This is a genomic window from Burkholderia sp. BCC1998, from assembly GCF_905339875.1.
GTDB lineage: Bacteria > Pseudomonadota > Gammaproteobacteria > Burkholderiales > Burkholderiaceae > Burkholderia.
Genome location: NZ_CAJPHE010000011.1, coordinates 205,015 through 230,685, shown reverse-complemented (window position 1 = coordinate 230,685; position 25,671 = coordinate 205,015). Strand labels below are relative to the sequence as shown.

General features: G+C 64.9%; 25 protein-coding genes. 12 read left to right on the top strand and 13 right to left on the bottom strand.

The window, feature by feature from the left end; genetic code table 11:
• Positions 1-71 precede the first annotated feature (71 nt).
• The gene (locus U5A56_RS20655) at positions 72-1,895 is read left to right on the top strand and encodes a DUF262 domain-containing protein (RefSeq protein WP_321924293.1); all 1,824 of its coding nucleotides are present in this window, start codon (positions 72-74) and stop codon (positions 1,893-1,895) included.
• A gap of 331 nt (positions 1,896-2,226) precedes the next feature.
• Here U5A56_RS20655 and U5A56_RS20650 read toward each other — a convergent pair whose 3' ends face one another.
• From U5A56_RS20650 to U5A56_RS20635, 4 genes are all read right to left on the bottom strand, one after another.
• On the bottom strand, positions 2,227-3,354 hold the full coding sequence (locus U5A56_RS20650) for an aminotransferase class V-fold PLP-dependent enzyme (RefSeq protein WP_124521531.1): 1,128 nt from the start codon (positions 3,352-3,354) through the stop codon (positions 2,227-2,229).
• Positions 3,355-3,499: 145 nt separating this feature from the next.
• Complete coding sequence (locus U5A56_RS20645; protein WP_321924326.1) at positions 3,500-4,879, bottom strand: epoxide hydrolase family protein; 1,380 nt, start codon at positions 4,877-4,879, stop codon at positions 3,500-3,502.
• Between the two features lie 180 nt (positions 4,880-5,059).
• The gene (locus U5A56_RS20640) at positions 5,060-6,052 is read right to left on the bottom strand and encodes a carbon-nitrogen hydrolase family protein (protein WP_321924324.1); all 993 of its coding nucleotides are present in this window, start codon (positions 6,050-6,052) and stop codon (positions 5,060-5,062) included.
• 205 nt (positions 6,053-6,257) lie between these two features.
• Positions 6,258-7,295 carry a GlxA family transcriptional regulator gene (locus U5A56_RS20635; RefSeq protein ID WP_321821110.1) on the bottom strand — a complete coding sequence of 346 codons (1,038 nt, stop codon included), beginning with the start codon at positions 7,293-7,295 and terminating at the stop codon, positions 6,258-6,260.
• Positions 7,296-7,399: 104 nt separating this feature from the next.
• Between U5A56_RS20635 and U5A56_RS20630 the strand changes: the two genes are divergently transcribed.
• The 6 genes from U5A56_RS20630 to U5A56_RS20605 all read left to right on the top strand — a co-directional run bounded on the left by U5A56_RS20630 (position 7,400) and on the right by U5A56_RS20605 (position 13,444).
• Complete coding sequence (locus U5A56_RS20630; protein WP_321924291.1) at positions 7,400-7,945, top strand: tautomerase family protein; 546 nt, start codon at positions 7,400-7,402, stop codon at positions 7,943-7,945.
• A gap of 5 nt (positions 7,946-7,950) precedes the next feature.
• Positions 7,951-8,427, top strand: coding sequence for a hypothetical protein (locus tag U5A56_RS20625; protein WP_124666915.1), 477 nt, complete (start codon positions 7,951-7,953; stop codon positions 8,425-8,427).
• 43 nt (positions 8,428-8,470) lie between these two features.
• Positions 8,471-8,809 carry a muconolactone Delta-isomerase family protein gene (locus tag U5A56_RS20620; protein ID WP_044847812.1) on the top strand — a complete coding sequence of 113 codons (339 nt, stop codon included), beginning with the start codon at positions 8,471-8,473 and terminating at the stop codon, positions 8,807-8,809.
• Between the two features lie 82 nt (positions 8,810-8,891).
• Positions 8,892-9,866 carry an alpha/beta hydrolase gene (locus U5A56_RS20615; protein ID WP_321924289.1) on the top strand — a complete coding sequence of 325 codons (975 nt, stop codon included), beginning with the start codon at positions 8,892-8,894 and terminating at the stop codon, positions 9,864-9,866.
• Positions 9,867-10,104: 238 nt separating this feature from the next.
• The gene (locus tag U5A56_RS20610; RefSeq protein ID WP_321924287.1) at positions 10,105-11,892 is read left to right on the top strand and encodes a SulP family inorganic anion transporter; all 1,788 of its coding nucleotides are present in this window, start codon (positions 10,105-10,107) and stop codon (positions 11,890-11,892) included.
• 25 nt (positions 11,893-11,917) lie between these two features.
• Entirely contained in the window at positions 11,918-13,444 is a 1,527-nt protein-coding gene (locus U5A56_RS20605) for a CHAD domain-containing protein (protein WP_321924322.1), read from the top strand.
• A 37-nt stretch (positions 13,445-13,481) separates the two neighbouring features.
• Here the strand turns inward: U5A56_RS20605 and U5A56_RS20600 are convergent, their stop codons facing one another.
• The 7 genes from U5A56_RS20600 to U5A56_RS20570 form a co-directional block, all read right to left on the bottom strand.
• A complete protein-coding gene (locus tag U5A56_RS20600) occupies positions 13,482-13,859 on the bottom strand; it encodes a RidA family protein (protein WP_044847766.1) in 378 nt (125 codons plus the stop codon).
• Positions 13,860-13,992: 133 nt separating this feature from the next.
• Complete coding sequence (locus U5A56_RS20595) at positions 13,993-14,454, bottom strand: cytochrome c (protein ID WP_321924285.1); 462 nt, start codon at positions 14,452-14,454, stop codon at positions 13,993-13,995.
• Positions 14,455-14,516: 62 nt separating this feature from the next.
• Complete coding sequence (locus tag U5A56_RS20590) at positions 14,517-15,020, bottom strand: cytochrome c (RefSeq protein WP_321821106.1); 504 nt, start codon at positions 15,018-15,020, stop codon at positions 14,517-14,519.
• Positions 15,017-15,562: a methylamine dehydrogenase light chain gene (locus U5A56_RS20585; protein WP_044847763.1), complete on the bottom strand. Its 546-nt coding sequence runs from the start codon at positions 15,560-15,562 to the stop codon at positions 15,017-15,019. The genes U5A56_RS20590 and U5A56_RS20585 overlap by 4 nt, the downstream gene beginning before the upstream one ends.
• Before the next feature lie 39 nt (positions 15,563-15,601).
• Positions 15,602-16,237, bottom strand: a complete 636-nt coding sequence (gene mauD, locus U5A56_RS20580) for a methylamine dehydrogenase accessory protein MauD (protein WP_321924282.1) — start codon at positions 16,235-16,237, stop codon at positions 15,602-15,604.
• Positions 16,234-16,791: a MauE/DoxX family redox-associated membrane protein gene (locus U5A56_RS20575; RefSeq protein WP_321924280.1), complete on the bottom strand. Its 558-nt coding sequence runs from the start codon at positions 16,789-16,791 to the stop codon at positions 16,234-16,236. Before U5A56_RS20575 ends, mauD begins: the two co-directional genes overlap by 4 nt.
• A 7-nt stretch (positions 16,792-16,798) precedes the next feature.
• Positions 16,799-17,956 carry an amine dehydrogenase large subunit gene (locus tag U5A56_RS20570; RefSeq protein ID WP_124666906.1) on the bottom strand — a complete coding sequence of 386 codons (1,158 nt, stop codon included), beginning with the start codon at positions 17,954-17,956 and terminating at the stop codon, positions 16,799-16,801.
• A 241-nt stretch (positions 17,957-18,197) separates the two neighbouring features.
• Between U5A56_RS20570 and U5A56_RS20565 the strand changes: the two genes are divergently transcribed.
• From U5A56_RS20565 to U5A56_RS20545, 5 genes are all read left to right on the top strand, one after another.
• Positions 18,198-19,160, top strand: a complete 963-nt coding sequence (locus U5A56_RS20565) for a helix-turn-helix domain-containing protein (RefSeq protein ID WP_321924277.1) — start codon at positions 18,198-18,200, stop codon at positions 19,158-19,160.
• 137 nt (positions 19,161-19,297) lie between these two features.
• The gene (locus U5A56_RS20560; RefSeq protein WP_044847758.1) at positions 19,298-20,242 is read left to right on the top strand and encodes a GlxA family transcriptional regulator; all 945 of its coding nucleotides are present in this window, start codon (positions 19,298-19,300) and stop codon (positions 20,240-20,242) included.
• A 474-nt stretch (positions 20,243-20,716) separates the two neighbouring features.
• Entirely contained in the window at positions 20,717-22,429 is a 1,713-nt protein-coding gene (locus tag U5A56_RS20555) for a M36 family metallopeptidase (protein ID WP_321924275.1), read from the top strand.
• A 76-nt stretch (positions 22,430-22,505) separates the two neighbouring features.
• A complete protein-coding gene (locus U5A56_RS20550; protein WP_321924273.1) occupies positions 22,506-23,759 on the top strand; it encodes a M20/M25/M40 family metallo-hydrolase in 1,254 nt (417 codons plus the stop codon).
• Positions 23,760-23,869: 110 nt separating this feature from the next.
• Complete coding sequence (locus tag U5A56_RS20545) at positions 23,870-24,238, top strand: YbjQ family protein (RefSeq protein ID WP_321924271.1); 369 nt, start codon at positions 23,870-23,872, stop codon at positions 24,236-24,238.
• A gap of 18 nt (positions 24,239-24,256) precedes the next feature.
• On the opposite strand, the gene U5A56_RS20540 is transcribed toward U5A56_RS20545, so the two are convergent.
• Positions 24,257-24,907 (bottom strand): PepSY-associated TM helix domain-containing protein, encoded by a 651-nt coding sequence (locus tag U5A56_RS20540; RefSeq protein ID WP_415749191.1) that lies wholly within the window; start codon positions 24,905-24,907, stop codon positions 24,257-24,259.
• A gap of 56 nt (positions 24,908-24,963) precedes the next feature.
• Positions 24,964-25,647 (bottom strand): Fe2+-dependent dioxygenase, encoded by a 684-nt coding sequence (locus U5A56_RS20535; RefSeq protein WP_124492195.1) that lies wholly within the window; start codon positions 25,645-25,647, stop codon positions 24,964-24,966.
• Positions 25,648-25,671 lie beyond the last annotated feature (24 nt).

The window sequence follows — 25,671 nt, the reverse complement described above, 5'->3', positions numbered from 1 at the left end:
GTAAAGAACAAAAGCCCACAGTTCGTGTTCACGCTGTTCGTCCATAGTCTTCGGAGCGGCACAATAATTACATGCAACCACAGTACATTACCGTTGGGGTTCTTTTCGCTCATGGCGTCCGCCATACTGTCCCGCTCTTTCAACGTCCCTATGTTTGGGATGAAGAAAACCAGTGGCAACCGCTGTGGGAAGACATTTCTGGATTGCTCGACAGAATCGAGCGCAGCACAGGCAAATCTACGATCCCCGGACACTTTCTCGGCACAGTCGTTCTTGAGCAAACGCCAAATGTGACTGGCAGTCTCCCTAGGCGAGAGGTCATCGACGGACAGCAGCGATTGACGACTCTTCAGATTGTGTTGAAGGCGGCGGAGCACGTCTTTGAGACTGCGCTTTCAAGTGTTGAGGAAACATCGAGACGGGTGGTAGAAGCGGCTCACCGGCAAATCTCTGCCTTGACTATCAATCCTGGTTGGGTTGAGGAGGAAGAGCAATTCAAGGTGTGGCCTACCAACGAAGACCGTGCTCCTTTCGTCGCCGTGATGAGTTCGTCCGCATCAGATGACTATTCGGCACCTCTCACGCAGATGGCGAGAGCATATGCTTTCTTCAGAAAGACGTTCGAAACCTATCTCATTGAATCGGATCTTGTGCCACGTGTACAGCGGCTGGCTGCTGCGCTCAAAGATCATCTCCGTCTGATTGTTCTCGATCTTGACAACAGTGACGAGCCCCAAGCGATCTTCGAAACGCTAAATGCACATGGCACACCGCTCTTGCCTGCCGATTTGATCAAGAACTGGGTGTTGTGGGAAGCCAACCGTCAGAATTTGAACGCTTCAGAACTATACGAGAAGCACTGGAGACTGTTCGATCGAGACCACGAATATTGGCGCATGGAAGTCGGTACTGGCCACGCTGCGAGACCGCGGGTCGATACTTTTTTGCAGAACTGGTTGACGAAGGAGACACTGACGCCAGTTTCGGCAAAGCACCTGTATGACAAGTTCTTGCAATACGTCGATGGCCTGAAGACAGCTTCACCTGACCAAAAGCTTGACGTTTCGAAAATGATGGCAGGTATCCATGCTGACGCTCTTCGCTATCTGCACATTTCCGATCCACAAGGAAGTACACGCTTTGATGAGTTTTTGCGACGTTTGCATACCCTTGACGTCGTAGTATTCCATCCGCTCCTGCTTGCACTTCTGGGTAGACCCGGCGTTACGGCCTCCAATCTCGACGAGGCTGCTACCGTGCTAGAAAGCTACCTCGTTAGACGCATGATCTGCGGTTATCAGACGCGCGGTTATGGCGGACTGGCGATCTTTCTAATGCTGTCCCTTCAGGCTATTGGCGATGAAGATGTCGCAACTGTCTTGCGCCGCGATCTCTCCGTCGGCGACGAATGGCCGAACGACTCAGAGTTTAAGCGGGAATGGCTAAACAGGAAATTCTACGGTGCGCTCCGCCGCGATCGCGTTCTTATGATTCTTCGCGCCATCGAAGAATCCTATCAGCGTCATGCTTCCAAGGCTGAACCGGTCTTGTCTTTCAATTTTTCGAAACTCGAGATTGAGCACGTCATGCCACAGAACTGGGGCGAGCACTGGCCTCTCAAATTCGGTGACAGTCCCGAGGAAAGAGCGCGCGTAGTACAAGGAATCGGCAATCTCACCCTCGTGAGCCAAAAGCTTAACGGGAGCTTGTCAAACGCGCCTTGGAATACGTCGCTCGGAAACGGTGTCAAGACGAAGCGTGAGGCTTTGGAGGAGCACAGCAAACTGGAACTGAACCGCTTGCTGCTGAAAACGTATGTAGACTGGGATGAGACGGTTATCGCGAAACGAGCTGAGGCGCTGTTCGAAGAAGCGTGCACTATCTGGCCACGTTAGGGTGTCCCGCTCCTGACGAATAAGCGATGTTCGGGATCGTCTGTTGACGGTCCCGAAGCGGTCCCCAAGCGACAAGTGATGAATGCCCGAAGATGGCCGAACTAAGTCAGCCGACCTGACGCTGCCTGTTTGACCCAGTCCAACCTTTCACACATCGGGTTCGCACGCAAGCGCTCGTAGCCAGTGCGTATCCGCTTCGACTCAGGCCCATCCATTCATCGGCCGATGATCAATCGCGGCGGCATTCGGAAAACGCGGCGCATCCGTGACGCATGATCGGATCGATCTCGTCACGTCATGCGCCGCAATACATGCCTGGATCGGCGACGCGCTACAGCACCCGCTCCAGCGCACTCGCGAACCGCGCAACCGCCGCATCGACATCATTCAGCTTGTCGAGCCCGAACAAGCCGATCCGGAAAGTCTTGAAATCCGCCGGCTCATCGCATTGCAACGGCACGCCCGCCGCGATCTGCATGCCGACATCGGCGAATTTCTTGCCGGACCGGATATCGTCGTCATCGGTATAACAGACGACGACACCCGGTGCCTCGAAGCCTTCGGCCGCGACGCTCCGGAACCCCTTCTCGGCGAGCAACGCACGAATCCGCGTGCCGAGCTCCAGTTGTTCCGCCCTCACCTTGTCGAAGCCGTACGCGTCCGTTTCCTTGATCACGTCGCGCAGCGTCGCGAGGCTGTCCGTGGGCATCGTCGCGTGATACGCGAACCCGCCGTTTTCGTACGCTTCCATGATCTGCAGCCACTTGCGCAGATCGCACGCGAAACTGGTGCTCGTCGTCGCATCGATGCGCTCGCGGGCGAGCGCACCGAGCATCACCAGCGCACAGCCGGGCGACGCGCTCCAGCCCTTTTGCGGTGCGCTGATCAGTACGTCGACACCGCTCGCCTCCATGTCGACCCAGATCGTGCCGGACGCGATGCAATCGAGCACGAACATGCCGCCGACCGCATGCACGGCGTCGGCGACCGCACGCAGATACGCATCGGGCAGCATCATCCCCGACGCGGTTTCGACGTGCGGCGCGAACACCAGATCCGGCTTGTGCTCGCGAATCGCCGCAACAACTTCATCGATCGGCGCCGGCGCGAAGGCGGCCTGTCTGCCCGCTTCGACCGGACGCGCCTTCAGCACGATCGACTCGGACGGAATGCTGCCCATGTCGAAAATCTGCGACCAGCGGAAGCTGAACCAGCCGTTGCGGATGACGAGGCACTTCCTGTTCGTCGCGAACTGCCGGGCCACGGCTTCCATGCCGAACGTCCCGCTGCCCGGGACGATTGCGACCGCCTTCGCGTTGTAGACCTTCTTCAGCGCAGCGGAAATGTCGCGCATCACGCCCTGGAAGCGCTGCGACATGTGATTGATCGACCGGTCGGTGTACACGACCGAGTATTCGAGAAGCCCGTCGCGGTCGACATCGGGAAGTAATCCTGGCACGTTCGCCTCCGGTAAAGGACATGGGATGAGCGCGAGCGGTGTTCATGAGCGGATGCCGCTGCGCCGATGCAACGCTGCTTTTCTCTGATAGACGAACGATTCTAACGAAAGCTGTCCGCTCGTTGGAAATTTCGGCGGTTGCCCGTCACGCGCGCAACGGCCTCAACCCGGCACGCACTTCATTCGCGAAGATCATCGGTTCTTCCCATGCCGCGAAGTGCCCGCCTGTTGCCGGTTTGTTGAAGTAAATCAGATTGTGATAAGCCCTCTCGGTCCAGCTCCGCGGCGCCTGGTAGTTTTCCCCCGGAAACGCGCTCACCGCCGCCGGCACGCCGACGTCGGCCGCAAGGAAGAAGTTCGCATGCGATTCCCAGTAGAAACGCGCCGCCGAGACGCCCGTGTTCGTCAGCCAGTAAAGCGTGATGTCGTCGAGCACGTCGTCCCGTGTCAGCGCGCCGGCCGAGTGGCCGTTGACCGGGCGACCCTGCACGGCCGCGCTCAGCGCCGCCGCCGGCTGGCCGTAACCGTCTCCGTGGTCGAGCAGCCACGAAGCCAGCGCGACGGGCGAATCGGCGAGTCCGTACAACGTCTGCGGGCGCGTACCCATTTCAATCGCGTAACCGCGCTTCCTCTTGAAATTGGCGCTCAGCTGTTCATACGCATGCCGCTCCTCGTCCGACAAGCCGGCAGGCGCGGGATCGCCGGCCGTCAGCGACTTCAGAATTTCCGCCGGCACGGACGCCGGGAAATTCACATGAATGCCCATCAGCTCAGGTGGCGCCTGTTTCGCCATGATGTTCGTGACGATGCCGCCGAGGTCCCCGCCCTGCGAAGCAAAGCGCGCGTAGCCGAGCCGTTTCATCAGCGTCACCCATGCGCGCGCCGTGCGCTCCGGCCCCCATCCCGTCGTCGTGGGTCGCGCCGAAAAACCATAGCCGGGCAGCGACGGAATCACGAGATGGAACGCATCCGACGCCGGCGCGCCGTACGCCGTCGGATCGACGAGCGGCGCGATGATCTTGAACTGCTCGATGATCGAGCCGGGCCAGCCGTGGGTCACGATCAACGGCATCGCATTCTCGTGCTTCGATCGCACATGGATGAAGTGGATGTCGAGGCCATCGATTTCGGTCACGAATTGCGGATACGCATTCAGCGTCGCTTCGCACTTGCGCCAGTCGTAGTCGCTCGCCCAATACCGCGCGAGCGCCTGAATGGTCGCAAGCTGAATGCCCTGCGACTCGTCGGCCACGGTCTCGCGGTCCGGCCAACGCGTCGCGTTGATGCGGTGCCGCATGTCGGCGAGCTGCGCGTCGGGTACATGCACCCGGAACGGCCGAATCGCCGATCTGTCGCCGCGTGCGGGTTCCGCGGTGCCGATGGCCGGGCTGGTCTGCGCGAGCGCCAGGCGGCTCAGCGAGCCGGCCGCCAGTGCGGCGGCCGCGATACCGACAAAGCGCCGGCGCGACAACGACGTCGTCACGTTGCGACCGGCGCCTGCAGGCGCGCTTTCGGCGCCCGACATCAGGAGCGGCCGATCATCGGCAGCGTTCGTTTTCATATCACACACCTTTCAAGGAAAGATTTCATCGCACCCTTACATGCATATGCACATATTGCGATCAAGAAAATGCGCGTTCATGCGACGACTGCCGGCCCCGATCGGCAAGCCGAATGTTCGGCAACGGCCGGGCAAGCCCGCGCATCACGCAGCCGCGGCACGCCAATCGTCCGCGCCCGCGTCATATCCGGCCACCGGCTGCGCGACGCGTTCGTGAACATGCGCGGTCGGCGTACGGTCGATCATCAGGCTCAGCAATTCCGAGCGGTTATAGTGACCGGCCGCATCCATCAGCATCTTGCGACGGTCGATCATCGAGAAGTCCAGATCGACGATGACCTCGCCCTCGCCCGATCGAAGCGGCTCGGCCATCAACATGCCGTCGGGCGACACGATCGTCGTGAAGCAGCCGCCCGAGATAGGCCCGATCGCGCAACCGGTGTCCTTCATGATTTGCGCCTGCTGGTCGGCATCCAGCCACGCCGTTGCATTGACGACGAACGCGCCGGACTCGAGCGCATGCTGCCGGATGTTGATCTCCATGCGCTGCGCGAAGCCTTCCCCGAAGGCCGAACCCGGATACATCGCCGAATGAATCTGCTCGCCGTCGGCAATCATCGCGTAGCGCGCGAGCGGATTGTTGTGCTCGAAACACGCGAGCTGCCCGATACGGCCGACGGCGCTGTCGACCGCGCGCAGCCCCGATCCGTCGCCCTGCCCCCACACCATGCGCTCGAAGTGCGTCGGCGTGATCTTGCGACGGCGCTGGATCAGTTGCCCGTCCGCGTCGAACAGCAATTGCGCGTTGTACAGCGTGCCGCCGTCGCGCTCGTTGACGCCGATGGACACGACCATGCCGGCCTTGCGTGCTGCTTCGCCGATCGCATCGGTCGCGGTGGACGGCACGGTGACGGCCTGTTCCAGCAGCCGAAGATGCTCGGTACCGGACAGCAGTTCGATGCCCGTCTGAACGGCCGCGAAATACGGGTAATAGGGGACGACCGTTTCGGGAAAAGTGGCGAATTGCACACCTTGCCGGCCAAGGTCGTGGATCTTCTCCACGACCTTGGCGACGGTGGCTTCACGACTGTAGAGCACCGGGCTGAACTGGACAGCGGCGGCCTTGACGACTTTCATGACACACTCCTTGGACAATGCGCGGTGCGGCACTCCGCTCGCGACAGGCGCATTGGAGCAGGCGAACGTATCTCGTTCTTGTCGGAAAGTCGGCGATGTGTATGCGTACGTATCCGCGTCTGTTGCAGATACTTCGGGATACAAAGAAAGGGGGCGACCGGAGCGGCCCTGACCTGACGCGAGCGGTAACGCGACGTCGCGAGGCTCAATCGCGCTGATCGCGTGGTTCGGCTTGCACGCTCTTTGCCGCCGCACGCGAAAACTGCACTTGATATTCGCTCGGCGACAACCCCGTCTTGCGCTTGAACAATTGCCGGAACGTACTGACATCGCTGTAGCCGACGCGCTGACTCACGTCCTCGAGCCCGATCGGCCGTGTTTCCAGCAGACGTTTCGCAACCTCGACCCGCAGATTCTGCAGATACGTCAACGGCGCGAGGCCGACCGCTTCCTTGAAGCGACGATTGAGCGTGCGTTCGCTGACGGCAAGCGATGCCGCCAGATCGCCGAGCCGGAATCCTTGCTGCAATGTCGCTTCCATCCGCTGCTGAGCGCGCGCCACGAGCGTGTCGGTATGCCCGTGTTCGTCGAGAAGCGTGGCAAAGGAGGCCTGCGACGTCCGGTTCATGTCGATCAACAGCGCCTTCGCGGTCATCGTCGCGAGTTCTCCGCCGGCGCAGGCTTCGACGAGATGCACGGCGAGGTTCAGATAGGACGTGACGGAGCCGCCCGAGATGATCCCGTCTTGCGCGAGCAGCAGCTCGTTCGCGCGGACTTCGACACGCGGATAGCGGCGCGCGAAATCCGCCGCTCTCGCCCAGTGCGTCGTCGCGACGCGGCCATCCAGCAGGCCCGCCTCGGCAAGCAGGTAATTCGCCGTGCAATACGCGGCGAGCATCGCGCCGGCCTTGTGTTGACGCCGCAGTGCGGAAGTCAGTTCGCTCAACTGCTCGCGATGCCCGAGGAACTCGTCGATCCGCGAAAAGAAAGGTGCCGTCAGCAGCACGGCGTCTGCTCGTTTGCGCGGGTCGATCTTGCCGTCGACCGGAATGATCTGACCTGACGCCGCCTTCACCGGTTGCCCGTCGAGCGACTCCACGCGCCATGCGAACAACGGCGCGGACGACGCGCCCGGTTCCGCCCGGCGCGCATGGAACTGATTTGCAGCGCTGAAGACATCGACCGGGCCCGCGACGCCGGACGCCAGGATTCCGTCATAGACCCAGATGCGGATGATCGCCATTGCGTGTCCGAATTTCCTTTGATAGTGGCGATGCTGCCACTTTCCTGCGTCCGCGTAAACCGCGACGATGGCGCCATCCGATCAACCGAAAACAGGAGCATCCCATGCCGATGATCGATGCGATGTGGCCCGACCACGCACTGACGCCCGATGCTGAAGCCCGCCTCGTCAGGGAACTGACCGATATCCTCATCGAAGCAGAAGGGTACGATCCCGCGAGCCCGGTCGTTCAGCGCGTGACCGTATTCCATCTGCACCGGCCGGCCGCGATCTACATCGGCGGCGAACGTACCGATACGGTGCGCTACCGGATCATTCCTTCGGTTCCCGAAGGGCAATACACCGACGAATCGCGCCGCTCGCTCGTCCGACGCGTCACGGAAGCCGTGGCACGCGCGGAAGGCCGGCCGTTCGACGATGTCGCACCGCGCGTCTGGATCTTTCCGACCGAGATACCGGACGGTGCGTGGGGAACGCGCGGCGCGATCTGGACGCTGCCCGATATCCATGCGCTGCTCGCGGGCGAACCGGAGCGCCACGCGGGCGCCGAGCGCCTTGCGCGACGGCGCCGTGAAAAGGCACGCGTTGCGCTCGCGGCAGCGCTCGATGCCGCGAACGCAGGTGTCACGCGCAACGCGTGCAAGGAGTAACCGCCATGAAATTCAACGACACGGCCCCGATGATGGCACCCGCCGACGGTCCGCCGCGGTGGCTGGCGCGCCTGGCCGAAAACGCGACGCTGGAAGCCACCGTGCTGAAGCGCCCGATCGACGGACGAGCCGACATTCTCTCGGTGATCAAGCACGCGGTCTCGCTCTACGAGTTCCAGCAGCATGCTTACAAAGGCATGATCGGCAACGATCTTTATCTGGAATCCTATCGTTCACGTATCAACGGTGTGCCGATCGAGACGGTGGTCGTCGCCCATATGAACGAGCAAGGCGATACGGATTCCGTCGTCATCAATCATCGACCGCTCGATGCCGCACTACTCTTCTCGCAATTGATGCGCGAGCGCGTGGACGAGCGCTTTCGCGCGTGTTATCTGTCGGAACGGGAAGCCGCCGCGCTCAACGCGGCTGCCGTCCCGCCACCGGGCCCTGGGCCGCAGGATGAAACACCCTCTTCTTGATTTGACGGCAGCATGCTTGCTGCTCGCTTGCACTGGAGTCTCCATGGCACATTCCGCTGCGTTGCCGACCACGCCCACCACGAAGATACTGGCGATCGGTACGTTTCCTCCCGGCACGGACATGCAGCACGTCCAGACCATTCTTCCGACCGAAGTCCGCGAGACGACACAGCTGTATCTCGCGGGCAAGATCGATCAGTGGTATTCCCTGCAGGACCGGCCCGGGGTGGCGTTCGTCCTGAACGTGACGGACACGGGTGAAGCGCATGAAATGCTGGAACGACTCCCGTTGGGGAAGGCGCACCTCATGACGTTCACGCTGCTCCCGATCGGCCCGCTCAAGCCATTGAGCAAGCTCTTGAATCCTCCGGCGGCTCAGTAGAACCCCCTGCACCACGCCATCTTTCGAAACAGCGAAGCGCACCGTGTGCCGCGCGATGTCGCACCGAACGAGATCCTCGATCATGACTCGACCCGTAACGAAAACACCCGCCTCTCCCGCCGCCGCTGCGGGTTCTTCAACGTGCCCGACCGTGCCGGCGCCGTCGTCGCCGGAACCCACGGTCGACGTCGGCGACGTGCAGGTCAATGCCGACATCACGCTGCGCCGCATGGTCTACCGCCCCGCACGATCGAAGGGCATCGTGCTGTTCCTGCACGGCTTCCCCGAGACAATGTATGCATGGAAGCCGATTGCCGAATCACTGTCCAGCGACTACGAGGTCCATGCGTTCGACTGGCCAGGCTACGGGCAATCGTCGCGTCCGCGCGCCGATCGCTTTTCGTACGCGCCGAGCGACTATGCCCGTGTGCTGAGAGACTACATCCGTACGTCGGGCATCGATGGTTCGAGACTGTTGATTTATGCGACGGATATCGGTGCGCTTCCGGCGCTGCTGGCAGCGTTGGAACAACCGGATATCGCGCGGGAAATCATCGTTGGCGACTTTGCCCCGTTCAACCGGCCGCAATATATGTACGAAAGCCTGCAAGGCCTGAAGTCGAAGCCTTCGTCGGATATCGTGCGCGCCGCCATGAACAGGAATCGCGACGAAATCCTCGCAAACACGTTCTTCCGGGGCATGGAGGATGCGGAGCGCTACACGTTGCCCGAGGAATTCATGGACGACGTGGCGAAGGGATGGGACGGTGACTTGACCGCGGCCGACGCCTTTTTCCACTACTACGCATGCTTCACCCGGGACCAGGACTACTTCGAAGCCAATATGGCAAGGTTGCAAGTCCCCGTGAAGGTTGTGTGGGGCGGGAAGGACATCTATATCAAGAAGGAAATGGGCATCGAGTACGCGGACCGAAACGGGGTGAACATTTCGATTCTTCCGGAACTGGGCCACTTTCCGCATCTGCAGGCGCCCGCCCGGACGGCGAACGAAGTTCGGGCTTCGTTCGGCGAGGCGAGCGATCGCGCGACCGAGTAGCGGACAACGGCGGGACGACTCCGCTCCCGCCGGGCGATTCAATCGCACCGCCGATCACTTCGGCCATCGCCGGCCTGGATCGGGCAAGTGTTCGGCGAAGTAGCCGGACTGTCAGGCCGGCGCGCCGAAACGCAACATCGTGAAACCGGGCTTGCGCTCCGAGGGCACGGGAACATAATCTTTAACGATACCGGCGGACGTAACGAACGATTCCGCCCGGGTTCCCTGACGTCCTGCGATGAACATCAAAAGCCGTGCCCGCCAGCACACGGCCCGCCCGCCCCGCAAGCCCGATGCCGGCCTGCTGCAGTGGATCAACGGACTCGCCGCGGCGCGTACGTATCGATTGCATTGGCTGCCGCACGATCTGCTTGCCGGCGTCACGCTCAGTGCCGTGCTCGTGCCCGCCGGCATGGCGTACGCGAACGCAGCGGGCCTGCCCGCCGTCAACGGGCTTTATGCGTCGCTTGCCGCGATGCTCGCGTATGCGCTCTTCGGCCCCAGCCGCATCCTCGTGCTCGGCCCCGACTCCGCGCTGGTCGCGCTGATTGCCGCAAGCATCACGCCGCTTGCTCACGGCGATGCCGCGCATGCGCTGGCCCTTGCCGGCGCGCTCGCGATACTCGCGGGCGCGATCTGCATCGCGGTCGGGGTGCTCAGGCTCGGATTCGTCACCGAGCTGCTGTCGCTGCCCATCCGGTACGGTTTTCTGAACGGCATCATGCTGACGATCAGCATCGGACAATTGCCCAAGCTCCTCGGCTACAAGGGCAACGGCGAATCGTTCATCGAGCAGGTGCGCGACGTGGTCGCCGGCATCGCGGCATCGAAGGTGAACGCAACGTCGTTCGCACTCGGTGTCGCCGCGCTCGCGCTGATACTCGCGTGCAAACGGCTCTGGCCCAGGTTGCCGGGTGTACTGCTCGCCGTGGCGGGCGCGACCGCAGTGGTGATGTGGTTCGATCTGTCGACGCGCGCCGGTGTTGCAACCGTCGGTGCGGTCCCGCAAGGCCTGCCGGTGCCGCGCATCCCCGACGTGAGCCTCGACGACTGGCTGCACCTCGCGGGCAGCGCAGCGGCGATCGCGCTCGTTTCGTTCACGGATATCAGCGTGCTGTCCCGCACCTACGAACTGCGCAACGACACCAGCGTGGACCGGAATCACGAATGCATCGCGCTCGGGCTGTCGAACCTCGCCGCCGGCCTGATGCAAGGGTTCGCGGTGAGCGCGAGCGGCTCACGCACGCCCGTCGCGGAAGCGGCGGGCGCGAAGACGCAGGCGACCGGCGTGGTGGCTGCCGCCGTCGTTGCCGCACTGCTGCTGTTCGCGCCGCGCGCGCTTGCGCACACGCCGCAATCCGCGCTGGCCGCCGTCGTGATCGCGGCATGCGTGAACATGATCGAGGTGCGCGGCGTCGTGCGGCTTTATCGGCTCCGCAAAAGCGAGTTCGTGCAGGCGATCGCATGTTTCGTCGGCGTTGCAGCCGTCGGGGTCGTGAACGGCATTGCGCTGGCACTGCTGCTCACCGTGATGTCGTTTCTATGGCGCGCGTGGCGGCCTTACGATGCCGTGCTCGGGCGGGTCGACGGCAGGAAGGGCTATCACGACGTGTCGCGCCATCCGGACGCGCGGCGCGTGCCCGGACTCGTGCTGCTGCGCTGGGATGCGCCGCTCTTTTTCGCGAATGGCGAAATCTTTCGGGAACGCGTGTTGCGCGCCGTCGATGAATCGCCGGAGCCGGCGCGCTGGATCGTCATCGCGGCGGAGCCCGTGACCGACATCGACCTCACGGCTGCCGATGTGCTCGAACGGCTGCATCTTGAACTTGCCGCCCGGCAGGTCAAGCTGGTCTTCGCGGAGCTGAAAGGCCCCGTCAAGGACAGCCTCAGGCATTACGGCATGTACAGCATGTTCGGCGACGACAACTTCTTTCCGACGATCGGCGAAGCGGTAAGTCGTTATGTGGACATGCATCGAATCGAGTGGCACGACTGGGAAGACTCCCGGGGATCGGCGGGGGACTGATGGTCGGCAACATATCGGAGGCGGTATGGAACGAGAGCTGAAGCTGCGGGTTTCCGCAAAGAACCTCGACAAGTTGCGCCACGCGCCGTTGCTTGCGCAGTCCAACGGCGCCGGTGCGACTCAACAGCTGACGAGCACGTACTTCGACACTGCCACGCTCGCATTTCACCGGTGCGCGGCTTCCCTGCGGGTGCGTGCGGCCGGCAACCGCAGAGTCCAGACGTTGAAACTGGAAGGATCGGCCCGGGCCGGCCTGTTCGAGCAGGACGAATTCGAGACGCCCGTCGACGGCGACGTCCCCGATCTGACACGGCTGCGCGACACGCTCCCCGACGACACCGAGTGTGGCCGCCTGGTTCGCGACCAGGCCACGGCACCGGATCTTCAGCCCGTGTTCGTCACGCGGATCAAGCGGCGGGTTCTACCGCTGCGCCTGCCTTCCGGCGATGAAGTCGAGGTCGCGCTCGACAAGGGGACGGTCGACGCGGATTCGAAGTCGGTCCCGATCGCCGCGATCGAACTGGAACTGAAACGCGGCCGCCCCGAAAACCTGTACGGCATCGCACTGGAATTGCTCGACTTCGCGCCATTGCGTATCGATCACGAGAGCAAGGCCGATCTCGGGTACGGGCTGCTCGTCGCCGAGCACCAGCCGGCCGTCAAGGCGCAACCGGTGCAGCTGAAGAAGCGCGATTCGATCGAAGACGCGTTCTGCCGGATCGTGCGCAACTGCCTGGACCAGATCCGCGCCAACGAACGCGGTGTCGAGTCCGGCCATGATCCGTCGAGCGTGCATCAGATGCGGGTGGGGCTGCGTCGCCTGCGTTCGGCGCTCGACCTGTTTGCGAAAGTGATTCCCGCGTATCCCGGCCTTGACGACGAACTGCGCTGGATCGCCGGCGAGCTCGGCGCCGCGCGCGACTGGGAAGTGCTTGCCGGAGCGACGCTCGACCATGCCGGCACGAACGGCAATCCGGACGAGATCCGTTCAGTGCGGAACGCCTGCAAGCGCATTGCCGCCGTCAATCGCCAGCGCGCGGCTTCCGCAGTCGGATCGGTTCGCTACACGCGGCTCGCGTTACAGCTCGCGTCATGGGTGAACCGAAAGGGCTGGCGGGACGGGATGCCTGACGAACGGCGCGATGCCATCATGCAGCCGGCGAGTCCGTTTGCTCACGAGGTTCTGCGTCGCCGGCACCGGAAACTGATCAAACGCGGCAAGAGGCTGGCCGATCTCGACGATCACCGGCGTCACCGTGCGCGCATCGCGGCGAAGAAGGTCCGGTACGCCACCGAATTCTTCGCGTCGCTGTGCCGCAAGCAAGCCGTCCGCACGTACGTCGACGCGCTGTCCGAACTTCAGGATGATCTGGGCTGGCGTAACGATGCCGTGGTCGCCGAGCAGTTTCTGAAGGCGCTGCCTCGCACGTCACCCGACGCCGCGCCGGGCGCGGGCTTTGCTCGCGGCTTTCTGGCCGCGCGTGCCGCGGCCGATCATCAGACGTTGAAGCAGCTATGGAGCCGCTTCAAACGGCTGTCGCCACCGCACTGAAGCGGCACGCGGCCGCATCGACGTGGCGCGATGGCACTCAGGGCTTGCACGCGATCGCCTCGATCTCGATCCGGGTGCCGACCATGTTCGTCGCCTGCAACGTCGAGCGTGACGGCTTGTTCTCGGGGAAGAACTCCGCATAGACGCGATTGAACTCGGCGAAGTCGCGCGCGTCTTCGAGCCAGACGGTGGTTTTCACGACGTCGCCGAGCGTGCATCCTGCCAGCGCGAGTACGTGTGCGACGTTCTTCAACGTCTGACGCGTCTGCGCTTCGATCCCGCCGGCGACGATGCTGCCGTCTTCGTTTCTCGCCACCTGACCGGATACGAATACCAGATCGCCGGCTTTGGTCGCCAACGATCGAGGCAGGTTTCGCGTGACGGGGTTGCTTTCTGCGAAGTATTCGATTGCCATTTGAACCTCCGTTCGATCCGCCTGGCGCATGCGCCGGCCAATGACGACGAGCGTAGCGCGGAACCCGCACGCTGCCAATCCGGTGTGCGCGACCGAAGCGCCGCGACATGCTGCGTCGCCTCGTCGTCGCCAATCAATAGCGCTCGGACACACCATCGATCCCGCGCTCGTGCAATTCGCGCACGAGCCTCGCACGCACCGTCGCGACATCGGAAAACGCAGGCCGTCGACGCGCGGCGATTTCGTCAGCCGTATAAGGCTTGAAATCGCGCGGCAGCGCATCGCGATTCATCGTCGTGAGCACCCAGTTCAGTACGTCGGCGAGATCCTGGTCCGACAGCGCCGAGTTCGACGCGCCGGGCACGCGCATCACGTATTCGCGCCCGGCCGGCAGATGCGTGAAATAGCCGAGCGAGTTCGCGAGCGGCGGCACCTTGCCCGGAATGCCGCCGCCCGTCGCCGTGTGGCAGCCCATGCAGTTGAGGACCCAGTGCTGCCGCGCGAGCGTGGCGTCGGCCGCGCCGTCGGCATGCGCGGGGACGACGAACGCACAAGCGGCGACGGCGACCAGCATCGACGACAGGCAGCCGGTCATGCACGACCCGATCCGCCACGCCCCTGCACGGCGCCCGCCACGACGCCGAATGCCGGCCGCATTCACAGCCCCAGCCCCTTCGTCACGATCGCCCGTTGCGCGTGAACGGCCGTGCCGTCCATCTCCTTCGCCCGCGCCGCGCGAATGTCGGCTGCCGTGAACGGCTTCGCGTCGCCGTGCCGGTCGTTGAGATCGAACACGACGTAGTTGAGCACGTTCGCGATGTCGTCATCGCTCGCGCTCGCGAACGACGGCATCTTGAAGTTGTAGCGCTTGTCGTGCACCTCGATCTCGCCAAACATCCCGTGCAACAGCGTCGCGACGAGTTGCGCGCGGCCCGCGTCGGCCGTCGCGTACTTGCCCGGATACTCGGTCAGCGGCGGCGCGAGGCCGTCCTGCCCCTTGCCGCCCGCCTGGTGGCACACCGCGCACTGCGCGTCGAACAGGCTCTTGCCCGCCGGGTAATGAACGGCCTGCTGCGCACCGGCCTCGCCCGGCAGCATCAGAAACCCGGCGGCAGCAGCCACGCACGCGGCCACGATCTTTCCAGCTTGCTTCACTTTCATTGCTTTGCCGCTCCCAGCAGGACCGAAACCGAACAGTGGTAATTCGAATTACCGTTCGCCATGCACCAGTTGATGTCGTTGTTCAGCGACAGCTTGTACAGCGGCTTCTCGCGCTCGTTGCGGTTGCAGAAGCACTTGCCGCACGACGTCTTGCCGCAGCAATCGTTGTACGACACGATGTAGTCCGAACCGTCGTGCGGATTGCGGCAGGTACCGATCCACGTGATCGGCGACGGTGTGGTGCCCGGCGGGCAGCTGCTCGACGTACCGCCGCAGCAGCTGCACAGCCAGCCGTCGATCGCGCAGTATTTCCAGTAGTCGCAGCTCATCGGATCGTCGCTCGCGCCCGATGCGGCGGCACCGGACGCCGCCGATGCACCCGAGGCCGCGTCGGCCGCGTACGCGGTGCGATCGACGGGCAACAGCGGCAGCATCGCCGATCCCACCAGCACCTTGCCGAGCTTCGCCATCGCGCTGCGCCGCGAACTATGCTGCGCGACGCCGCGCGCCGACCGTTCGAACCATGAATCAAACAGGCCCATTCCGTTGTTCTCCGTTGACGTTGAAGGAAGGTCGGCCGATCACGCGTGCTGCGCGTGCTCTTGATGGCCGTCGTGGTCGTGATCGCCGTGCACGAACTGCTGCAGCGATGCGACGCCACGCTCTTTCGCTTCGAACAGGCTCTCGAGATGCTCGCGCGTATTGACGAGCCCCTTCGCCCGCACGGTGCCGGTGTCGTCGAGCAGCACCGCGTACGGCAGCTTGCCGATCTGGTACGCGAGGCCGAGCTCCTGCGACAGCACGTACGGGAAGCGCGCGAGGTCGTGCTTCTGCGCGAAGCGCGCGTGTTCGTCGGGATCGCCGTCGCTCGCGAGCACGATGTTCACCGGCGTCGACTCGCTCGCCTGCAGCGACGGCAGCAGCGGCAGCAGCTTCTTGCAGACCGGGCACGTCGGCGACAGGAAGAACAGCAGCGTCGCCTTGCCCGCTGCATCGATGCCGCCGACCTTCACCTGCGAGCCGCGAATGTCGGTCAGCTCGAAGGCGGGCGCGATCGCGCCGACCGCCGGCCCCTTGTCGATCATCAATGCACCGGCCGGCATGATGCGTTCGTACAGGATGCCGATCTGGCGCACGAGCGCGAGGCAGATCGCGCCGAGCGCGAGCACGGCGACCCACAGCAAGGCGGTGGAAACGGTGAGAGCGGTTTGCATCATGAATTCCTCAGGTGGGAAAGGCGCGGTACGTTGGCGAGCAGCACGTCGACGGTGAGCAGCGCGCAGACGATCAGCAGCACGGAAGAGAACAGCGTCAGGTAGTCGAACCACACGACCGCACGGCTGCCCGGCTCGACGAGCGCGGTCGCGGCCAGCACGACGAGCAGCAGCACGCGCGCGACATGCAGCCAGCCGATGCCGCGCGGCGCATCCGTGCGCGCGGCCGCGGCAAAACCGGAACAGCCGCAGTCGATGTCGGTATGGCCGCGCAGGATGTTGATCGTCATGCCGGCCGCGAAGACGAGCAGCAACGCGATCAGACCGAGCGCGCCGGCCGTGCGCGTATCGGGAAACAGCAGCGCCGCCGCGCAGACCGCTTCGGCGAGCGGAATCGCGAACGCGGCGGGCGCGGTGAGCGCATCGGGCAGCAGGCGATAGCCGGCGAGCGCCTGGCGGAACGCGGCCGGCCGGCGCATCTTCGCGAAGGCGCCGAGCAACACGACGACGGCCGCGCCGGCCTGCGCGCTGGTGGCGAGTACGGGATCGAGCATCATCGCGGCCTCACGGATTCACGAGCAGCGTCGGCGTACTGCCGATCTGCTTCTCGACGTGCTGCAGCTTGCCGCTGTGCGCGTCCATCACGACGAGATCGGACGTGCCCGTCAGCCCGTAGAACAGCGGCTTGTCGTCCTCGCTGACCTGGATCGACACGAGCGGATCGACCTTCTGCTGCGCGAGATCCCAGCGCGCGACGCGCTGTTTCGTCTTCAGGTCGTAGATCCACACCTGCGTGCCGGGATCCTTGTGCGTGCCGTCGCCACCCTTGTGCATCAGCACGTAATAACGGTTCTGCCTGACCTGCACGGCCGTCTGCTGCATGCCGCCCGGGCGCCAGCCTTCGGCGCGCTCGGCGTCGGTCAGCAACGACCACGACTTGCCGAACGCGGGCCTGGCGCCGTTGAAATCGGCGCTGCGCACGTTGCCGTGATACGTCGTGAACAGATAGCCGCCCTGGTAGCGCGACGCGTTGATGAAGGCCGGATCGTTGTCGACGTCGATGAATGCATCGGACATCGTGCGCTTCACCTCCTTGCCGTTCGCGTCGAGCGTGACCGTGAGCGCCTTGCCGCTTTCGCACAGCGCGGTGAAGCGGTCGTTCCCCGACGGATACGCGAGCACGCATGCCGCGGTGTCGATCTCGGACAGCACCTGCTTCGACACCGCGTCGATCACCGTCACCGACGCGGCCGGCGTGATGTTCGCGACGTACAGCCGCTTGCCGTCCGCGCTGAACGCGGTGTTGTACGGCGACGGCACGTGCTGCCCGTGCTTCGCCGGAATCACGATCTCTCCGGTGTGATCGAGCGTCGTGTTGTCGGTCATCTCGACGACGTCGGTGCGCGTGCCGTGCGAGCCGCGCGAGAAATAGGTCGTCGCGATGAAGCTCGTCCTGTGGTCGGGCGAAATCGCGAGGCCGGGCGCGAAGCCGCCGTCGATCTGGCCGAGCAGCTTCTTCGCGTCGGCGTCGTACACGAAGATGCGCCCGTCGGTCATCGTCGGCATCGCGATGTCCACGACGTACACCGCGTGCGGATGCCACGGCGGCATCTTCTGCACGACCAGTTCCTCGGGCTTTTCCGTCGCGTCCGCGCTGCCGGCCCACGCCGCCGCGAACGCCAGCGTCGCCGCGAAAGCCGCGGTGCGTCGCCTTGTTCTCATGTCGCCTCCAGTTGGGATTCAGGTAATGTGGGGCGACTGTAGTTCGACAATAAATCGGTTCAGCACCCGGACCGGCAACGCGTGCGTGCCGATTCGGGATATTGGAAAACCGCCTGAAAGGCACCTGCGGCGCGCCCCATCCGACCCCGCCAGAACCCCTGCCGGAATAGCGCTCATCCGTATTGCACCGACCGCCCGGTCGGTTTAATCTTGCGCGGTCCGAACGACCGCCGGAGGCGCCGTGCTCGTGTTTCACCAGATGTTCGACGACGCAGACCGGCATGCCGAGGCGCTGCGCGGCTGGGATCAGCGTTACGACCAGATCGGCTGCGGCTCGTATCGCAGCACGGTCAAGCACGTGGAGCTCGACGGCGTGCAATTGTTCCAGGAAGCGGCGAACGTGCGCGTCATCCAGCGCGGGCGCCTGCCGGCCGGCCATACGGTATTCGGAATGCCGCTCACCGGCTCGGGCACCTTCGCCTTCGGCGATGCGCGCATCGAGCGCGGCACGATCGTGATGGCGCGCGGCGGCTCGCCGTTCGAACTGCATTCGCCCGACGACATGTCGCTGATCGGCGTGGTCGTCGACGCCGAGCTGATGCAGCAGATCGAGGATGCCGCCGACGTCCGGGTCGACGAGCGCGCGCTGCGGCGCGGCGTCGTCGACGTGCCGGTCGCCGCACGCGAACGCGCGAGCCTGCAGTTCGCGACACTGCTCGAACGCGTGCTGTCGGCACCCGCTACGTTCGACGCGGCGCATGCGCAGTCCGAGTTGCGCGGCGAGGTCGCCAACGTGCTCGTCGATCTCCTGACCTACCGGATGCCCGAGCCGCCGCACCGCCTCACGCATGCGTGCCACGCCGACATCGTGCGGCGCGTGCATGACTACGTGATCGGGCACCCGGAAGCGCCCGTCGACATCCTGAGCCTGTGCACGCAGCTGCGCGTGAGCCGGCGCACGATGCAGAACAGCTTCCAGTCGGTCGTGCAGACCGGTCCGCTGAACTACACGCGCTCGCTGCGTCTCGCGCAGGTGCGACGCCTGCTGCTCGACACGCGGCAGTCGGACCTGCCGATCAGCGAGGCGGCCGCGCGCTGGGGCTTCATCCATCTCGGGCATTTCGCGAACGCGTACAGGGCCCAGTTCGGCGAACTGCCTTCGACGACCGCGCGCCGGACGGTGCGCGGCGCAAAAACGCGCTGAGTGCCGGCAAAAACCGCGATAATCGTGCGTTGAACGTCCGGCTTCCGCGAGCCGAGCGCGGCGTGCGCGGGCCTGCCCGCTCGCCGTGCCGCGCCCGCGCAGTACGTGACGACCACCCGCTTCCACCCCACGCCCCGATGCCAGAGGATTTCCACTTCCTGTTGCTGCCCGGCTTCTCCGCGCTCGGCTTCATGTCGGCGGTCGAACCGCTGCGCGTCGCGAACCGCTTTCGCACCGAGCTGTACCGCTGGCACGTGATCAGCGCGGACGGCACGCCCGTCGCCGCGAGCAACGGCATTCCGGTCGCGGCCGAAGCCGCGTACGCGGATGTCGCACAGGTCGAGACGGTGTTCGTCGTCGCCGGCTTCGATCCGCTCGTGTGCTACGACCGCGCGCTCGCCGACTGGCTGCGCCGCCAGAACCGGCACGGCGCGACGCTCGGCGGCATCGACACCGGCAGCTTCGTGCTCGCGGAAGCCGGGCTGTTCGACGCCTCGCAAACGCTGACGCTGCACTGGGAAGCGCTCGCCGCGTTCCGCGAGCGCTACCCGGGCCTGAACGCGACGCAGGAACTGTTCGAGATCGACGACCGGCGCATCACCTGCGCGGGCGGCACCGCGTCGATCGACATGATGCTCGACCTGATCGGCCGGCGGCATGGCGCCGATCTCGCGGCGGCCATCTCCGAACAGTTCGTCGTGAGCCGCATCCGGCAACGCTCGGACAGCCAGCGGCTCGAGATCGCCGCGCGCTATGGCGTGCACAACCGCAAGCTGATCCAGGTGATCGACACGATGCAGCGGCACATGGAAACTCCGCTCGGCTCCGATGCGCTCGCGCAGGACGTGGCGATCACGCGGCGCCAGCTCGAACGGCTGTTCAGCGCGACGCTGAACGACACGCCGACGCGCTTCTACCTGAACCTGCGCCTCGATCGCGCACGCGAGCTGCTGCAGCAGACCGACATGAGCATCACGTCGGTGTGCGTTGCGTGCGGCTTCGAATCGCCGTCGCATTTCTCGCGCACGTATCGCTCGCGTTTCGGCGTGAGCCCGCGCAGCGACCGCCGCGCGACGCGCTGAACGGCGCCGCTTTTGCGTACAATCCGGCGCGCCATTGCACGCGCCGGCAGCGTTTCCCGCCATTCGCTCAATAATGCCGCCGATTGATCGACGGACCGAAGCGGCCTTCGAAAATAAATTGCAAAGTTGCCGAAAATATTCTGTAACATACCTCGCAATTAGATAGGCAGCCCTAAGGAGATGAGAGCCCGGGCCCGACGCATGTCGCGCCACGCAGGCTGCCAGACCGATATCAATTCCGAGGGGTATGACATGACGATGCTCGCTTCGCCGTCGCCGCACCTGCCTGCCGTTCGCTTCCCCGCTGCCATTCCGTTCCGATTCGTTTCGACCTGACGCTTAGTTATCCTCAGTCAGTCGAATCTCCGAGCACCGCTTCGCCGCACCGGTTCCATCGAGCCGGCGCGCGAGCCGTGTCGTGCCTGCTCGCCACGAGCGCGCGGGCGTGTCCAACCGTTGAGATGAGGATCACCCATGCAGACATCACGCAAAGCATTGCCGCTCGCCCTGGGTCTCGCGCTCGGTTTCGGCATCGTCGGCGGCAGCGCGGCCGATACCAAGGTCGCGAACCCGCAGGCGTCGAGCCTGCGCGAAAGCCTGACGCGCGGCGTGGCACCGGCCGCGGCCAAGGCCGATACCGCCGCCGGGCAGTTCCGCGCCGACGGCGTCGCCGTCACGCTGTACACCCCCGCCTATCGCGCGAACAAGGCGGCCGCCACGCCCGCGGCCGCCGCGCGCGATTTCGTCGCGGCGCAGGCGACGCAGCTCGGGCTCGACCCGGCCGCACTCGCGAGCCTCGCGGTGACGTCGGAGCGCAGCGATGCCGACTTCACCGTCGTGCGCTTCCAGCAGCAGGCGGCCGGACTGCCCGTATACGGCAGCGACATCGCGGTGACGGTCGCGAAGGACGGCCGCATCCTGTACGTCGCGAGCAACACGATCAACGGCGTGGCCGTCACCGCGCGCAAGACACAGGCGGTCGACCAGCAGCAGGCGCTCGACCGCGCCCGCGCGTATCTCGGCGTCAGCGGCTTCACGAACCTCGACGCACAGCGCGTCGCGTTCGTCGACAAGGCCGGCACGCATACCGCATGGAAGGTACGCGGCCGCCCGCAGGACGGCCCGAAGGGCGACTGGGAACTGCTGATCGACGCGGACAGCGGCGAAGTGCTGCGCGCCGAGGACAAGGCGTTCTATGCGACCGACGGCACCGGCTTCGTATTCCGGCCCGATCCGCTTTCGTCGACGAAGAGCAGCTACGGCAGCACGGGCTACAAGGACGGCAACGACGCCGATTCCACCCAGCTCACGGCCGCGCGCGTGCGCGTGACGCTGAAGGATCTCGCGCAGTCGAACTCGCGCTACGTGCTGTCGGGCCCGTATGCGTCGTGCGTCGACTTCGATGCGCCGCGCGACAACGCGTGCCCGGCGCAGGCGACGCCGACGTTCGAGTTCACGCGCGGCAACCTGTATTTCGAGGCGGTGAACACGTACTACCACATCGACACGTTCCTCCGTTACGTGAACCAGACGCTCGACATCAAGGCGCTGCCCTACCAGTACACGGGCGGCGTGCAGTACGACCCGCACGGCGAATCGGGCGACGACAACTCGTCGTACTCGTCGAGCAGCGGCCGGCTGACCTTCGGCCAGGGCGGCGTCGACGACGCGGAAGATGCGGACGTCGTGATCCACGAGCTCGGCCACGGCATCCACGACTGGGTGACCAACGGCGGCCTGTCGCAGCAGGAAGGCCTGTCGGAAGGCACGGGCGACTATCTCGCCGCCGCGTACAGCCGCGACTTCAATCAATGGAGCCCGTCCGACGCGCAATATCACTGGGTCTACAACTGGGACGGCCACAACGAATACTGGGGCGGCCGCGTGACGAACTGGAACGTCGAGCGCACCTACGCGCAGGCACGCGGCGCCGAGATCCACACGGCCGGCCAGTACTGGGCGTCGTGCAACCTCGTCGCGCGCGACGCGATCGGCGCGCAGGCGATGGACAAGGCCTTCCTGAAAGGGCTGTCGATGACCAACAGCTCGACGAACCAGAAGGCCGCCGCCCAGGCGGTGCTGACGGCCGCCGCCGCGCTCGGCTACAGCAGCGCGCAACTCACGGCGATCGGCAATGCATACAACAAGAGCTGCACGTACGGCGTGACCGTGCCGCAGAAGTCGTAATTCCGCAGCAGGCGGGGGCGCCGCATGACCTGCGCGCGCCCTCTTCCTCGACATCGCCATCCTCACGAGATCGAACATGCCTACTCTGACATTGACCCGCCTGAGCGCCGCGCTGGGCGGCATGCTGCTGACCGCCGCCGCGCACGCGACGCCGGTGTGGATCACGCTCGGCGACACCGCGTTCCGCCAGCTTCAACGCATCGATGCGAGCGCAACCGCCCAGTACAGCACGGCGGTCGACACCGGCAAGACGGCCGACGGCGCCGTGCGCCGCGAAACCGTGCATATCGTCGAGATCGACGATTCACGACTCGGCGAACTCGCCCATGCGGTCCACCATGCGCGCGGCCACGGGCCCGGCTACATCGTGCACGACTCGTTCGACGACGCACGGCAGGCTTTGCAGCCGGTACCCGCGGCACTCGCGAAACAGGCGGCCGTGCCCGCCTACCAGCTATCGAACGCGCCGCAGATCAAGACCTGGATCCAGCAACTGCAGGCCAGCAACATCGTCGGCACGATCACGTCGCTGTCCGGTTTCACGAACCGCTACTACACGACGTCGCACGGCGTCGCCGCGTCGGACTGGCTCGCGCTGCAGTGGCGGCAACTGGCCGGCTCGCGACCCGATATCGCCGTCGAGCAGTTCACGCATGCCGGCTTTCCGCAGAAGTCCGTGATCCTGACGATCCGCGGCAGCGATCCGGCCGCGGGCACGATCGTGCTGGGCGGCCACCTCGATTCGACGGTCGGCCGCACGACGGAAAACACGCGCTCACCCGGCGCCGACGACGATGCGTCCGGTATCGCCAGCCTGACCGAAGCGCTGCGCGTGCTGCTCGCGAACGGCTACCGGCCGAAACGGACGATCAAGTTCGTCGGCTACGCGGCCGAGGAAGCCGGCCTGCTCGGGTCGAAGGCGATAGCGAAGCAGTTCCGCACGCAGAACGCGAACGTGGTCGGCGTGCTGCAGCTCGACATGACGAACTACCAGGGCGATCCGAAAGACATCTACCTGATCACCGACTACACGAACGCCGCGCAGAACACCTACCTGACGAACCTCGCGAAGACCTACCTGCCCGAGCTCGCGATCGGCACGTCGCAATGCGGCTATGCGTGCTCGGATCACGCGTCGTGGCATGCGCAAGGCTATCCGGCGTCGTTCCCGTTCGAGGCCGACCAGAACGACAGTCCCTATATCCATACCGTGAACGACACGCTGGAGAATTCGGACCGGCAGGCTAACCACGCGCTGAAGTTCGGCAAGCTGGCGCTTGCGTATGCGGTCGATCTCGGCGGCGACGGCAGCACGACCGTCAAGCGCTGACCGGCTCGAGCCACCCGGGCGGGCGCGTGCATCATGCGCGCCCGGTCGAGCGCGTTTCCCGTTCCGGATAGAATCGTCGTTCGACCACTTCCGCACCACGGTGCTCCGCCATGACCGATTTCTCCCGCTCCGTCGACGCCCTCTCGCCCGAGCGCGTCACGACCGCGTTCGATTTGCCCGGCCACACGACCGTCCGCTCGCTCGGCGTCGCGCAGGGCATCATCGTGCGCTCGCGCTCGATCGTCGGCTCGTTCGGCGCGGCGCTGCAAACCATCTTCGGCGGCAACATCACGCTCTATACGTCGCTGTGCGAGAAGGCGCGCCAGCAAGCGTTCGACAAGATGCTCGCCGACGCGCGCAAGCTCGGCGCGAATGCGATCGTCGCGATGCGCTACGACTCGACCGAGATCGGGTCGGGCGTCACCGAAGTGATCTGCTACGGCACGGCCGTACAGGTCGCGCGCGACGCCGGCGTCTGACCGGTAGCCGTTATGCGCTTATGCGCCGGCCGCGCACACGATCGCGACGATCGAGCCGATCACGAGCACCACGCCGATCGTCTTGCGCTTGTTCAGTTCCGTCCACAACAGCACGCCGGTGAGCGACAGCAGGATCAGCGCGCCCGCGAGCGTATCGACGAGCAGCACCCAGCCGATGCTCGTCCCGACGCCCTTGTGCAGGTTCGTCAGCCACGCGAGCGTGCCGTTCCCGGTACGCTTGAGCGTCATCGTGTCGCTGCCGACCCAGTAGTCGACCGCGACGTTTTCATGCGGCGACGCGAACACGAGTTGCCAGTGCTCGGGCTGCACGGTTTCGCGGTCGCCCCATGCGACCGGATGCGCGGGCTCCTTTTGCACGCGGCCCATGCGTTCGGGCAGATACAGATCCGGTTGCGCACGCAGCCATTGCTCGAGCGCGCGCGGTGACGCGGGCCGCGGATCGGGCACGCCGAGCCGCAACGTCTCGACGCGCGGCGCGCCGGTCTGGATGCGCAGCGGCGGCGCACGATGATTCAGCAGGAAACCCGTCGTGCCGAACAGCAGGCCGAGCGCCGCGCCCCACAGGCCGACCCAGCCGTGCACCTTGCGCAGCCATTTGATGAAGGTGCCGCGGCGCGAACGCGCGCCGCCGGAGCCGGCCGGGCGCATGCCCGGCGCGATGCGGGACGCGGATGCCGCGTCGATGTCGATGGGATCGGCAACGCTCACGTCTCGCTCCAGATTCTCAGAAGATTGTGGTAGCAGCCGACCAGGCTGCGGCACGCCTGCGTATCGGCGCCGCCGGCGTTGAGCCGCTGGATCGCCGTGTCCATGTCGAACAGCAGCGCCCGCTGTGCATCGCTGCGCACGAGGCTCTGCACCCAGAAGAAACTCGCGACGCGCACGCCGCGCGTGACCGGCGTGACCTGGTGCAGGCTCGTCGCCGGATAGACGATCATGTCGCCCGCGGGCAGCTTGACCTGCTGCACGCCATACGCGTCCTCGATCACGAGTTCACCGCCGTCGTATTCGTCCGGCGCGGACAGGAACAGCGTGACCGACACGTCGGTGCGCAGCTTCACGCCGTTCGGCAGCACGCGCACCGCGCCGTCCACGTGACTGCCGAACGTCATCCCGCCTTCGTAGCGGTTGAAGAGCGGCGGATAGACCTGGTTCGGCAGCGCCGCGCTGATGAACAGCGGATTGCGCTCGACCGCGGCGAGGATCGCGTCGCCCAGTTCGCGCGCAATCGGCGCATGCTCGGCGATCTGCTGGTTGCGCTTGACCGGCGCGCCCGTGTAGCCGGCCGTCGCGCGGCCGTCGACCCACGCGTCGCCCGCCTGGTCGAGCCGGTCACGCACCGTGCGCACCTGCTCGGGTGTCAGCACGTTCGGGATGTGTACAAGCATCGTTCCACCTTTTTCATCGAATGA